This is a genomic window from Cellulosimicrobium protaetiae, from assembly GCF_009708005.2.
Lineage (GTDB): Bacteria > Actinomycetota > Actinomycetes > Actinomycetales > Cellulomonadaceae > Cellulosimicrobium > Cellulosimicrobium protaetiae.
In genome coordinates this window covers 1,099,003-1,111,889 of the sequence record NZ_CP052757.1, presented here as the reverse complement: position 1 = coordinate 1,111,889, position 12,887 = coordinate 1,099,003, and the positions used below count along the sequence as shown (strand labels likewise).

The following is a 12,887-nucleotide window of genomic DNA, read 5'->3' as shown; positions in this document are numbered from 1 at the left end:
ACCGGTTGAGACCAAGGTTCTACCTCGGCGGACCGGGTTCTGCGCTACCACCCGACCGCGGTGGAATCCTGGGCAGCGCTCCGACGTTATGTCAGCAGAACACCGCCGACAGACCCTGAGGAGGTCAGATGGCCCGCCTCGCACGCCGTGTCCAGGTCGAGAACGACTACGGCGAGATCATGCACTACGAGCGCCACACCGGCGGCGGCCTCGTGTCGCCGCACGCGCGCGTCCCCGAGTCCGTCCCCGTCGGGTCGGGCACGTACGTCGAGAAGGGGGCCGTCATCGGGCACGGCTGCGAGCTCGGCGAAGGGAGCTGGATCGACCGGGACGTCGTCCTCGGGCGTGACGTCCGCGTCGGCGACAACGTGCGCCTCTCCCCCGAGACCCGGGTCGGCGACCGCGCCCGCGTGGGCAGCGGCGCGCGCGTCGGGCGCCGCGTCCTCGTGGAGCCGGGCGCCGTCGTCCCGCCGGACGAGATCGTGCCCGACGACGCCACCGTGCGCCGCCGGGGCGGCGTCCGGTCCGGCTACGACGTCGCCGCCTAGGAACCACCACAGCCTTCAGACCCCGCTCACGGCCGACGACCCCGGGGTCGTCGGCACGTCTCGCGCCGAGCCCGGCGGCATCCCGGGTTCGGCGACCGCCTCGCCCGCAACCCCGGGGTCGGCGCCACCACCGGCGGACACCTTTCCCCCGCGGCGCCCGGGTGCGTAGCCTTACCGCCCGTGACGTACCCGCCGCACGGCCCTGCCGTCCCTCCGCCGCACCCGCAGCCGACGCCGGTGCCCCCGCACCCGCAGGGTCCTGCGGGCATCGCGGTGCCGCTCGACCCGCGCGCGGTCCTGGAGGGTCGCCCCCCGGGCCGGGCGCGCGTCGGCGTCATCGTGACCATCGCCGTCGCGAGCCTGTGCCTGCTCGTGGGTCTCGTGCTCGCGGCGCTGTCGGGCGTCGGGACGTTCACCGTCGGACTCCTCCTCGCGCTCGTGCCGCTCGGCATCTGGCTGCCGGTGGTCCTCGCGCTCGACCGGCTGGAGCCGGAGCCGCCGAGCGCGCTCGTCGTGGCGTTCCTGTGGGGGGCCGGGATCGCGACGCTCGTCGCGGGGATCCTCAACACGCTCGGGCTCGAGCTGCTCACCGCGCCGCTGTTCGGCGAGGAGGTCGGCTGGTACGTCGTCGCGTCGTTCGGGGCGCCGTTCGTCGAGGAGATCCTCAAGGGTGCGGTGCTGTTCGGCATGCTGTGGTTCCGCCGGCACGAGATCGACGGCTGGACCGACGGCGTCATCTACGCGGCGATGGTCGCGCTCGGTTTCGCGGCGGTCGAGAACGTCACGTACTTCATCATGGCGGCGCAGGACGGCACGCTCGGGCCGACGTTCGTCCTGCGCGCGCTCGTCACGCCGCTGCTGCACCCGCTGTGCACCGCGCTCACGGGGCTGGGCGTCGCGAGCGCGGCCACGAGCCCGCCCGGACCGCGGCGCGTCCTCGCCCCCCTCGGCGGCCTCGCCGCCGCCATCGCGCTCCACATGCTGTGGAACGCCTCGACCGGCTTCGGCACGCTCGCGCTCGGGGTCGCGTACCTCGCGGGGCTCGGCGTCCTCGTCACGCTGATCGTGCTGCTCGTCCGGGACCGTCGCCGCACGGTCGCGACGATCCAGCGCCAGCTCGTCCCGTACGTCCCCACGGGGCTGGTCACGCCCGCCGACCTCACGATGCTCTCGACGCTCAAGGCCCGGCGCCAGGCGCGCGACTGGGCCCGCCGCACGGGTGGCACCGGCGCTGCGCACGCGATGCGCGACTACCAGCAGGCGGCGACCGAGCTCGCGCTGCTCCACGACCGCGTCGCGCGAGGCGCGGTCGAGGCGTGGCGGGTCGAGGGGCAGCGCCGCGCGCTGCTGCAGCTCATGCTGACCGCACGCCAGGCGTTCCTCGTCCGGACGCCGCAGCCGCCGCCCGCACCGTGGTCGCCGGGCGCGCCGTCCGGCTTCACGTCCGACGCGTGGGCTCCCGGGCAGGGCGCGTACTAGGGCGTGTCTCCCGCCTCTGCCGTGAGGCTGCTGGAAGCAGGTCCGGCACCCCGGGCCGTCCTGGTACTTCCGGGGTGCGGGCTTTCGGAGCAGTGCTGCGATTCTGGCCGCGCGCCGTTCGGCTCGGATGAGGTGCCTTCGTGGACGGCACGGTGGGCGAGGTCTCGCAGCCGGACGTTGTGCTCGGCGGTGGGTCGGTCGGGAGCCTCGGGATCGTCCCATTCGGCCCGGCGCCGCGACAACGGCTTCTCCGGACTGAGCGGAACTTCGTCGTGTCCCGGTCGTCCGCCGCGTTGCCGAGGTTGGGCGCAGGGCTTGGGCTGGTTCGTCGCGTCAGGCTGTCGAGGGGATCTGGTGCGGGTGCGGTCGTGTGATGCACCGGAAGCCGAGGTGGGCCGTTCCGGTGTCGATCATCTGTGCTTGCCGAGCGGCTGGTCGGTAGCGCAGGCAGTAGTTCGGCGCGCACAGGTGGGAGCCGCCCTTGATGACCCTGCGGGGGATCTGCGAGCCCGGTTCGTCGGGTGCGCCGAAGGACTGCTCGGGTGTGAGTACGTGTGGGTTTCGTGGCACGCAGCACGCGTGATGAGCCACGGCGTCGTGGGAGGTCCTGTAGTAGTCGCTGGTCCATTCCCAGACGTTCCCGGTGACGTCCGCGAGGCCGAAGCCGTTGGGAGGGAAACGACCGACGGGCGAGGTCCCCTCGTATCCGTCGAGCACGAGGTTCTGCCAGGGGAACTGCCCTTGCCAGGTGTTCGCCATCGCACGCCCGGCCGGGAAGTGCTCGTCGCCCCAGGCGAACCTCGCGCCGTCCAGGCCGCCACGCGCGGCGAACTCCCACTCGGCTTCGGTCGCGATCTCCTTACCGGCCCAGCGGGCGTAGGCGTTCACGTCCTCCCACGCCACGTGCACGACGGGATGGTCGGCGCGCTGCAGTGCGTCGGCGTCGGTGCCTTCGGGGTGCCGCCAGGACGCTCCGAGGACGTACTGCCACCACAGCCGGTTGTCGCGCAGGTCGACCGGGCCGGTCGTCTTGCGGAACACGAGCGAGCCGGGGGCGAGCAGGTCGGGGTCCGCGCCGGGGTACTGGGTGGGGTCGAGCGGGCGTTCGGCGACCGTGACGTACCCGGTGGCTCGGACGAACCGTGAGAACTCCTGGACGGTCACGGGGTGCTCGTCCATCCAGAACCCGTCGACCGCGACCCGTCGGACGGGGCGCTCTTCGGGGTAGAACTCCTCGGATCCCATGGCGAACTCCCCGCCCGGGATCCAGACCATTCCCGCGGGTGCTGTTGGCGAGGACGGCGCGGTGCTCGTGTGTCGTTCCTCGCGCTGGAGGCGGTGTGTCTCGGCGGGTCCTGTCGGGTGTGTCATTCCAGCCCGTTCGCGACCGTGCTGAGCACTGCGGCGAGCATCTGGCTGGGGTTGAAGTCCGGTGGGGCCTGCCGGGGCGGGAACTGTGCGAACGTCTGGGCGTGCTGTTGCAGGATGTATCCCGCCGGCATGACGGTCCAGAGCTTCTCGCCGACGTAGATCGGGTACGACGGTGCGCTCATGTGCTGCTCGAAGGGGTCGGCCCGCAGATTGACGGGCAGCGGCACGGTCGGGCGCTCGAGCTGCCCTCCGAACCAGTCGTCCTTGGTCTGGAAGTGGATCTTCCAGTTGCGGTAGCGGATGGCGAACAGGTCGTGCTCGCCGTAGTAGAAGAACTCGTCGCGGGCGGACTCGGGGCTCTGTCCTGTCAGGTAGGGCAGCTGGTTGTACCCGTCCAGGTGGACGCGGAAGTGCTTGTCGCCTGCCTGGTGGCCCGCGAGCAGTCGTTCCTTGATGTCGCCGACCCCGGCCGCGGCCAGGATGGTGGGGACGACGTCCTCGAGCGAGAAGATCCCGTTGAGCACCTGTGCTGCCGGGATGTGTCCTGGCCAGCGGATCAGGAACGGTGCGCGGAAGCCTCCTTCCCAGCCCAGACCCTTCTCCCCGCGGAACGGGGAGGTCCCGCCGTCGGGCCAGGTGAACTTCTCGGCGCCGTTGTCCGAGGTGAAGATCACGATCGTGTCGTCGGCGATGCCGAGCTCGTCGAGTGTGCCGAGGAGCTCGCCCACGACCCAGTCCAGCTCCTGCATGCCGTCGGCGTAGACGCCGAATCCTGTCTTGTCCCGCCACCGTTCCGACAAACGGGTCCAAACATGCATGCGGGTGGTGTTGTGCCACACCAGGAATGGCTCTCCGGCCTCGTGAGAACGGCGGATGAAGTCGATCGAGTGGTTCAGGAGGTCGTCCTCGATGGTCTCCATCCGTTCCCGGGTCAGCGGTCCGCTGTCGTGGATGGTCTGCTTGCCGACCCGGCCGAAGCGCTCGTCGACCGAGTCGTCGTCGACCTCGCTCGCCCGGCAGTCCAGGACGCCCCGAGGAGCGAAGAACCGCTGGAACGCGGGGTGGTCCCTCGGGTAGTCCGGCTGCTCCGGCTCCTCCTCGGCGTTGAGGTGGTACAGGTTGCCGTAGAACTCGTCGAAGCCGTGGACGGTCGGCAAGAACTCGTTGCGGTCCCCGAGATGGTTCTTCCCGATCTGTGCGGTCGCGTAACCCAGCGGCTTGACGAGCTCGGCCAGGGTCGGGTCCTCGGGCTGCAGGCCCTGCTCCGCTCCGGGCAGGCCGACCGTCGTCAAGCCCGTGCGCATGGGAAGCTGACCGGTGATCAGCGCGGCGCGTCCCGCGGTGCAGCTGGCCTGGGCGTAGCAGTCCGTCAGACGGGCGCCTTCGTCAGCGATCCGGTCGATGTTCGGCGTCGTGGTCCCCATCAACCCGTCGTGGTAGCAGCTAGCGTCGGACCACCCGACATCATCGGCCAAGATGATCAAGACGTTCGGTCCCGTCTCCGCCATCACGACCCCACCCTCGGTGCGCCTACGACGTGACACGCCGCATCCTCTCTCGAGGCTGGCGCCCACCCGTCAGCATCGCATCACCCAGAATGGGTGACTGCACGATTCCAGCGGACGTCAGGGACCTGAGGACTCGTGGTCGCCGTTCCTCGGCCCTCGACAACGCACCCGGCTCGCTCACCTCTAGCGGCCGGCGGCGAGCCTCGCGCGCACGTCCGCGGCCAACCTTTCGAGCGCCGGACGCTGGTCGGGTGCCACCACCCGGAGCAGTTCATCAAGCAGGCGCAGGAGCCGGGAGAGCACCATCGTGAAAGGGCTCGCCGCCGGCACCAGGTCGCTCACGCTCGTCTCCAGGTAGTCCTCCCAGCTCGGCAGCACGAGCCGAGCCCTGAGCGCTCCGGCCTCGTCGCGGACGTCCCCGACCTCTACGTCACGGCGCGCGACGGCGAGGAGCAGTCCTTCAACGGCGTCGATCGTGTCCACCGCAGTGGCCGGGTCGTTGATCGCGGGCGACAGGGCCCGCAGCCCGATGTCGGCGAGCAGCCGGAACGCGAGCAGCGGGTCCTGGTCGAAGGAGCGCTCCGAGCCGCGCACGACGGCGCGCCGCACGACGTCGTCCTGCAGGTCACCGCCGTGCAGGTCAGCGAGAGTCGCACCCTCGTGGAGGGTGTCGCCGACTCCGATCCGGAACACCACCACCACGTCGGAGTCGGTGGCGGCGCTGACGAGCCGCCGCAGCTCGAGCTGTTGCACCACACCCGAGCGACCCGTCCAGGCGACCGATCGACGTCGTGGTGGCAGCTGCGCGTGCTGAGCGTCGCGCGGTTGCTCCAGAGCCGAGTCGAGCGGCGGGTACAGGTCGGCGACGACCTCGCGGCCACGGGCGACGATCGCCTCCAGGACGTGGGCGAGCTGAAGCGACAAGAAGGCCTTGGTCTGCAGGCGTCGCAAGAGGACGACCGCCGCGAGCACGCCCACAATCGCTGCGCCGGGGACGACGACCGACACCCTCAGATGGTCCGCGCTGGCCAGCGCCGCGACCGCGCAGTACACGAACACACCGATCGCGAACGCGAAGGTGCGCCAGACGAGCGGGTCCGCGCGGAACAGTCCCAGCCGGGGTGTGAAGCTGCTCGCCGACCACTGGACCACACCGAAGAGCAGCGAGAAGACGATGCTGACGACCCCGATGACGCCGACGCCGAGCGTGAACATCGGTTCCACCAACCTGCTGCCGTCCACCGTCGGACCGGCGTCGACCCGTGGCAGCAGGAGACCAGCCGCCGCCCCGGCTGCCGCACAGATCAGCTGCGCAAGGCCCGCTCTGAGCCTGCGCCGGGCACGCAGCATGCGGTGGGTCGGGCGGCGTCCTAGGCGACGCATGCGCTCGCCTCTGCCGCGGCGCGGGGCCCGTCACCAGGCGTCGTCGTCGTGCCGGCCATGAGCACCTTCCTCGCCCGTTCGTCCACGGCCGGCGAGAGTCCGCTCCCCGCCCGTGCCGTGGGCGTGACGGGTCTCGACCCTGGCACCGCCGCGAGGGTTGGACCCAAGCCTACGGTCGCACATACGACACATCGACGCGCAGAACGCACGACACGACCCGACACTGTCCGCGAAGACGACCGTGTCCTTCTGCGTGCGCTCGTCCCATGCGGGCATTGCGCCTAGGGAGTGTCTCCTACCGTGGGCGGGTGCGCGGCATGATCTGCGGGTGACGTCGTCCCGGTTCCAGTCGTTGTCTGATGCCCAGTGGGGGCAGATCGCTCCGTTTCTGCCGTCGAACGTGGGCAAGCGTGGTCATCCGTTCTGGGACGACCGCAGGGTGGTCGAGGGGATCATCTACCGGTATCGAACCGGGATCGCGTGACGAGATCTGCCCAGGGACGTGTACGGGTCGTGGAAGACGGTGTGGAAACGCCATCGCCGATACGCCGAGGACGGCACGTGGGACAAGGTGCTGGCCGGGTTGCTCGCGTACGCGGACGCACGGGGCAAGATCGAGTGGACCGTGTCGGTGGACGCCACGATCAACCGTGCTCACCAGCACGGTACGAACACCACGCGACCCGAGCAGGACACAGGGGGCACGGGCGAATCACACGAAGCTGCCTGACGGGTTCGTCCACAGCCCGCTCGGCGGAGAGCGTGAACCCGCAGGCCACGGCATCGGGCGCTCACGGGGCGGGCTGAGCACCAAGATCCACCACGCCGTGGACGGCAACGGTCGGCCGCTGGCCGCGGTCATCACCGGCGGGCAGCGCAACGACGGGGCGATGCTGGCCGAGGTCCTCGCCGACATCCGCGTACCACGGCTCGGTCCGGGCCGCCCACGCACCACCCCGGACGCGGTCCTGGCGGACCGGGCGTACTCCACCGGGCCGGCACGCACGCTCCTGCGCGGCCGGGGGATCAAGACCGTCATCCCCGAGAAGAAGGACTCCGCCGCAGCGCGCAAACGCAAGGGCTCGACCGGCGGCAGACCACCCGCCCTGGACACCGAGCTCTACAAGAAGCGCAACGTCGTCGAACGCTCCTTCTCACTGACCAAGCAGTGGCGAGGCCTGGCGACCCGCTATGACAAGCTCGCCATCACCTACCGCTCAGCGGTGATCCTGTCCGCCTGCATCGTCTGGACCCGCATATAGGAGACACCCCCTAGCCGGTCACCTGTCCGAGTCCGCCCCGGGGCGGCGTCCGGATGACGAGCACGGCGTCGACCGGGGCGCCGTCGAGCGCGCGATAGGAGTGGTCGGCGTCGGACACCCACCGCAGCTCGTCCCCCACGGTCACGACGGCCTCCGCCCCGTGGCGTCCGGCCCGCAGGCGGCCGCGCGTGATGAGCAGGTGCTCGACGACGCCCGGTCCGTGCGGCGGTGACGTCCGGTCCGCGTGGGGCTCGAGGTGCAGGTGGTAGACCTCGACGGCCGTGCCGCCGGGCAGGTGGTGCGCATCGAGCAGCCGCGCGGTGACACCCTCGGACGAGACCTCCGTCCCCGCCCGCTCGGCGAGCAGCGTCGCGAGCGGGACGCCGAGGGCGCCGGCCAGGGCGTAGAGGGTCGCGAGCGTGGGGTTGCGCGCGCCGTGCTCGATCTCGGAGAGCGAACCCTTGCCGATGCCCGCCGCGGCGGCGAGGGCCGACAGGGAGAGCCCACGGTCGGCGCGCAGCGCCCGGAGCTGCGCGGCGACCGCCGCGAGCGTCCCGTCCTCTGCTCGTCCCGACGGGCGTCCGGGCGCTCCCCCGGGCTCGTCGTCCGGTCGAGTCCTCGCGCGCCCTGCCCCGTCGCTCACGCGCCGCAGCCTACCGGCGCGGCTGCTGCGGAGCCTCTGGTAGCGTTCCACAAACAGAACGCTCTCCCCTCATAGCTCGCCAGGAGCAGCATGGACCCCGCCTCGGACCGCCTGCGCCCCGTCCTCGCCGGGCTCGTGACCGCCCTCGTCGGCTTCACGAGCTCGTTCGCCGTCGTGCTCGCCGGGCTGCGCGCCGTCGGCGCCACGCCCGACCAGGCCGCGTCCGGGCTCCTCGCGCTCTGCGTCACGCAGGCCGTCGGCATCTTCTGGCTCACCACCCGCCACCGCACCCCGCTCACGCTCGCGTGGTCCACGCCCGGCGCCGCGCTGCTCGTGAGCACGGGCGCCGTCGCGGGCGGGTGGCCCGCGGCGGTCGGGGCGTTCTGCGTCGTCGGCGGCCTCGTGCTGCTCACCGCGCTCTGGCCGCGACTCGGCGACCTCGTCGCCGCGATCCCGACCCCGATCGCGCAGGCGATGCTCGCCGGCGTGCTCCTCACGCTGTGCCTCGCACCGGTGCGCGCGGTCGTCGCGACGCCGCTGCTCGTCGCGCCGGTGGTTCTCGTGTGGCTCGTGCTCCTGCGCGTCGCGCCGCGCTGGGCGGCGCCCGCGGCGCTCGCGGTGACGCTCGCGATCGTCGGGTACGAGGCCGTGCACGGCGGCACGCTCGCGTGGTCCGACGCCGTCCCCCGCCTCGACCTCACCGCCCCCACGCTCTCGTGGCAGGCCGTGGTCGGGCTCGCCGTCCCGCTCTACGTCGTGACGATGGCGTCGCAGAACGTGCCCGGCGTCGCCGTCATGGCGTCGTTCGGGTACCGCGTGCCATGGCGCGAGACCATGACCGTCACCGGGCTCGCGACGCTCGCCGGCGCGACCGCGGGCGGCCACGCGATCAACCTCGCGGCGATCTCCGCCGCGCTCGCCGCGGGGCCCGAGGCCCACCCCGACGCCCGGCGCCGCTGGCTCGCCGCGCACACCGCCGGGTGGGCATACCTCGTGCTCGCCGTCGGGTCGGCCGGGCTCGCCGCGCTCGTCGCCGCCGCGCCCGCGGGCCTCGTCGAGGCGGCCGCCGGGCTCGCGCTCGTCGGCACGCTCGGCGCCGCCGTCGCCGGTGCGGTCGCCGAGCCGCGCGGGCGCGAGGCAGCCGTCGTGACGTTCCTCGTCGCCGCGAGCGGCGTCGTCGTGGCCGGCATCGCCGCCGCGTTCTGGGCGATCCTCGCCGGGCTGACCGTCCACGCGGTCCTCACCGTGCGCCGTCGGGCACCCGACCCGGCGAGCGAGACCGGGACGCCGACGGGCACCCCGCCCCGCGAGGTAGAGGTCCGGTAGCGCGAGGTAGAACCGTGGTCCTGACCAGGGTTCTACCTCGCGCTACCAGGGGTCTACCTCGGCAGGGCTCTACCTCGCGGGGACGGCCTCCACGGGCTCGTCCACCGGGTCCGGCCCGAGGATCGGCAGGTTGTCACGGAAGACGTTCGTCGGGTCGACCCGGCGCTTGACCTCCCGCAGCCGCTCCAAGGTCGCGGGCGGGAACGCGTCCGACACGCGCTCGGGGCGGCGGTCCGTGTCGAAGCTCAGGTACATGCCCTCGAACACGTCCGCCAGCGCGTCCCAGCGCGCGTCGAGCCGTGAGCGGCTCGCCCCCATCGCCACGACGGAGAAGTTCGCCGAGCGGTGCGCGTACGCCGTGGCCTCGACCGGGACGTCCGACGCCGCTCCCCCCGTCGAGCGGATCTGGAAGAAGTACGTGTCGCCGCTCGCGACGAGCCCCGCGAGCCGGGCGGACGCCTCGGGCGTGAGGTGCTCCAGCAGGCCGGACCGCGAGACGGGCTCGCCCTGGCCTCCGTGCGGGCCCGGGGCGGGGGCGGAGACGACGGCGTCGTACGGCACGATCTGCGCCGTCGCCTGCGCGAGCAGCGGCGAGATCGCCGCGAACGGCTGGAGCCGCGCAAGGACGGTGTCCGGGTCGGCGGAGTCGACCATCGTCATGGACTGCGCGACGACCGGCTGGCCCGGCCGCGGGCGACCCACGATGAGGAAGCTCGTCGTGTCTCGCGGCGACGTCTCGACGGTCGCGCCCCAGCGCTCGAGGAACCCGGCGAGGTCGGACGCATCATGCACCATCTGCGCGAACCCGACCGCCGACACCTCGTCCGCGACGAGCTCGAACGACGTCACGATGCCGACCTGCGACCCCGCGCCGCGCACCGCCCAGAACAGGTCCGGGTTCTCGTCCGCGCTCGCGCGCACGACCGAGCCGTCCGCGAGGACGACCTCGACCGCGTGCACGTGGTCGATCGTCAGACCGTGCGCCCGGCCGAGGAAGCCGATGCCGCCCGCCGTCGCGAGACCGCCCACCCCGACGCCGCCGGAGTCGCCCGACGTGATCGCCCAGCCCCGGGGAGCGAGCGCCGCCGCGACCCCGCCCCAGCGCGCACCCGGGCCGACGCGCACGAGGCGCGCGTCGTCGTCGAGCACCTCGATCGCGTCGAGCGCGCCCAGGTCGAGGACGATCCCGCCGTCGTTCGTCGAGCGCCCGCTGATGCCGTGGCCGCCCGAGCGGACGGACAGCGGCACGGTCCGCGTGATCGGCTGGGCGCGCGCGAACGCGAGCGCCTCGACGACCTCCGCGGTGTCGCGCGGGCGGAGCACGAGCCCCGGCGAGCCGCCGCGCAGGTAGTTCGAGCGCACGCCCCCGTACGCGGCGTCGCCCGGCTCGACCGCTCGCTCCGCGAGGGAGGCGGGGACGTCGCCGTAGGCGATGCCGTCGCGGCGCGCGGCCCGGACCGCGAGGGGCACGACGCGGGACGTGTCCGTCCCGCTCGCCGCACGTCCCGCGGCGACGGCGTCCCGCAGCGCGGGCGCGACGTCCTCCGCGAACCGGCGGGTGGTGCGCTCGTCGTCTGTCGCGAGGATGAGCGTCGAGACGCCCTCCTCCAGGACGAGCGGCAGGAGCCGCTCGACCCAGGCCTCGGGCGGGCCGACGAGATCCGGGGCGCCCCCGAGGCCGGACGCCGCGGGGGCGGCATCGAACGTACCCGACACGTTGAGCAGGCGCGTGACCTCGCGCGCGTCGCGCCCGACGGCGGTCGCGGCCTCGTCGATGCGCGCGTTCCCCGCGCGCAGCCCGTCCAGGCCGACGCGGCCCAGGGACGGGAGCCAGCCGTCGGCCTTCTCGCCGACGAGACGCAGCATGCGCGGGCCGAGCGCGCCCAGCCACAGCGGGATGCGGCGCGTGGTCGCCGGTCCGGCGGTCGCGCCGTCGAGCCGGTGGTGGCGGCCGGGGACGAACAGCTCGCCGTCGCCGTCCTCGCCCCAGATCGCCCGGATCACGTCGACCGCCTCGGCGAGCGCGTCGACGGACTCGCCCGGGGTGAGGCGCTCGACGCCCATCGAGACCATGGCGTCCCAGAACGCGCCGGCGCCGAGCGCGAGGTCGACGCGCCCGTCGGACAGCAGGTCGAGGCTCGCCGCCGCGCGCGCGAGCACGGCGGGCTGGCGCATGGGGACGTTGACGACGTCGGGCGCGACGTGGATGCGCTCCGTCGCGGACGCGACGTACGACAGCAGCGTCCACGTGTCGAGGAAGCGCGGCTGGTACGGGTGGTCCTGGAACGTCACGAGGTCGTAGCCGAGGTCCTCGGCGAGGCGGGCGAGCCCGACCGTCGTCTCGGGGTCCTGCGCCGACGGCGTGACGAACGTGCCGAACCGGAGCGGGTGGCCGTAGTCGGTCATGCGCGGGCCTCGCCGTCCGTGACGGCTCCCGTCGCTTGGACGTCGGCCGTGCCGCGCTCCGCCGTGACGAGCTCGCGCGCGGCGGGGGCGACCTCCTGCCCGACGACGGCCAGGGTCGTCGGGTCGTCGCCCGCGACGATCCACGTGGAGACGCCGTGCTCGAGCGTCACCTCCGCGACCTGCTCGGCCCACTGGCTGGGCGAGCCCTGGAGGAACCCGGCGCCACCGTCCGCCGTGAACCGGCCACCGACGTTGAGCAGGCGCCGGACGGCGCGCGGGTCGCGGCCCGCGTCCTCGGCGGCGGCGTCGATCGTCGCGTTGCCCTTCGCGAGCGCCTCGAAGCTCTGGAGGTACGCGAGCGACGGGAGCCAGCCGTCGGCCTTCGCCCCGACGAGGCGCAGCATGCGGGGCTTGAGCGCGCCGACCCAGATCTCGACGTCGTGCGCGGGTGCGGGCCCGCGCTTGGCACCGTCGACGTGGTGGTGCGCCCCGCCCGCGACGAGGCGGTCACGGGTCGACGTGTCCCACAGCCCGCGGACGACGTCGATGCCCTCGGAGAGCGCGTCGACCGACTCCCCCGGCGTCAGTCGCTCGCCGCCCATCGCGACGATCGGGTCCCAGAACCCGCCCGCGCCGAGCCCCAGCTCGACGCGACCGCCCGAGAGCCGGTCGAGGCTCGCCACGGCGCGCGCGAGCACGGCCGGTGGGCGCAGCGGCAGGTTGAGCACGTTGCCCGCGATCCGGATGCGCTCGGTGCGCGCGGCGACCCAGGACATCAGCGTCCACGTGTCGAGGAAGGCCGCCTGGTACGGATGGTCCTGGAACGTCACGAGGTCGAGGCCCACCTCCTCCGAGAGCTGCGCGAGCGCGACCGCCTGCTGCGGTGCCGCGGCGGTGGGTGTGACGAAGGACCCGAAGCGCAGGTCGTGGCCGTAGTCGGGCATGGCTCCTCGCGATCTCA

General features: G+C 73.0%; 9 protein-coding genes and 1 pseudogene. 4 read left to right on the top strand and 6 right to left on the bottom strand.

The features are described from left to right. The first annotated feature begins 128 nt into the window (after positions 1 to 128). Both FIC82_RS04765 and FIC82_RS04760 read left to right on the top strand, forming a co-directional pair. Entirely contained in the window at positions 129 to 548 is a 420-nt protein-coding gene (locus tag FIC82_RS04765; RefSeq protein WP_154797761.1) for a transferase, read from the top strand. A 180-nt stretch (positions 549 to 728) separates the two neighbouring features. Beyond that, a complete protein-coding gene (locus FIC82_RS04760) occupies positions 729 to 2,027 on the top strand; it encodes a PrsW family intramembrane metalloprotease (protein ID WP_253691462.1) in 1,299 nt (432 codons plus the stop codon). A 333-nt stretch (positions 2,028 to 2,360) separates the two neighbouring features. Here FIC82_RS04760 and FIC82_RS04755 read toward each other — a convergent pair whose 3' ends face one another. The 3 genes from FIC82_RS04755 to FIC82_RS04745 all read right to left on the bottom strand — a co-directional run bounded on the left by FIC82_RS04755 (position 2,361) and on the right by FIC82_RS04745 (position 6,256). Further along, the gene (locus FIC82_RS04755) at positions 2,361 to 3,302 is read right to left on the bottom strand and encodes a formylglycine-generating enzyme family protein (RefSeq protein WP_154797760.1); all 942 of its coding nucleotides are present in this window, start codon (positions 3,300 to 3,302) and stop codon (positions 2,361 to 2,363) included. A gap of 92 nt (positions 3,303 to 3,394) precedes the next feature. Further along, positions 3,395 to 4,906 carry an arylsulfatase gene (locus tag FIC82_RS04750; protein WP_154799834.1) on the bottom strand — a complete coding sequence of 504 codons (1,512 nt, stop codon included), beginning with the start codon at positions 4,904 to 4,906 and terminating at the stop codon, positions 3,395 to 3,397. 183 nt (positions 4,907 to 5,089) lie between these two features. Then, a complete protein-coding gene (locus FIC82_RS04745) occupies positions 5,090 to 6,256 on the bottom strand; it encodes a DUF2254 family protein (protein ID WP_253691742.1) in 1,167 nt (388 codons plus the stop codon). Between the two features lie 355 nt (positions 6,257 to 6,611). On the opposite strand from FIC82_RS04745, the pseudogene FIC82_RS04740 reads away from it, so the two are divergent. Beyond that, a pseudogene (locus tag FIC82_RS04740) lies at positions 6,612 to 7,551 on the top strand (IS5 family transposase). 10 nt (positions 7,552 to 7,561) lie between these two features. Here FIC82_RS04740 and FIC82_RS04735 read toward each other — a convergent pair. Next, entirely contained in the window at positions 7,562 to 8,194 is a 633-nt protein-coding gene (locus FIC82_RS04735) for a helix-turn-helix domain-containing protein (protein WP_168731492.1), read from the bottom strand. A gap of 90 nt (positions 8,195 to 8,284) precedes the next feature. Here FIC82_RS04735 and FIC82_RS04730 point away from each other — a divergent pair, with 90 nt between their 5' ends. Next, a complete protein-coding gene (locus FIC82_RS04730) occupies positions 8,285 to 9,520 on the top strand; it encodes a benzoate/H(+) symporter BenE family transporter (RefSeq protein WP_154797758.1) in 1,236 nt (411 codons plus the stop codon). Between the two features lie 69 nt (positions 9,521 to 9,589). Here FIC82_RS04730 and FIC82_RS04725 read toward each other — a convergent pair whose 3' ends face one another. Together FIC82_RS04725 and FIC82_RS04720 are read right to left on the bottom strand one after the other, a co-directional pair. After that, positions 9,590 to 11,926, bottom strand: coding sequence for an LLM class flavin-dependent oxidoreductase (locus FIC82_RS04725; RefSeq protein WP_154797757.1), 2,337 nt, complete (start codon positions 11,924 to 11,926; stop codon positions 9,590 to 9,592). Then, the gene (locus FIC82_RS04720; RefSeq protein ID WP_154797756.1) at positions 11,923 to 12,870 is read right to left on the bottom strand and encodes an LLM class flavin-dependent oxidoreductase; all 948 of its coding nucleotides are present in this window, start codon (positions 12,868 to 12,870) and stop codon (positions 11,923 to 11,925) included. The genes FIC82_RS04725 and FIC82_RS04720 overlap by 4 nt, the downstream gene beginning before the upstream one ends. Positions 12,871 to 12,887 lie beyond the last annotated feature (17 nt).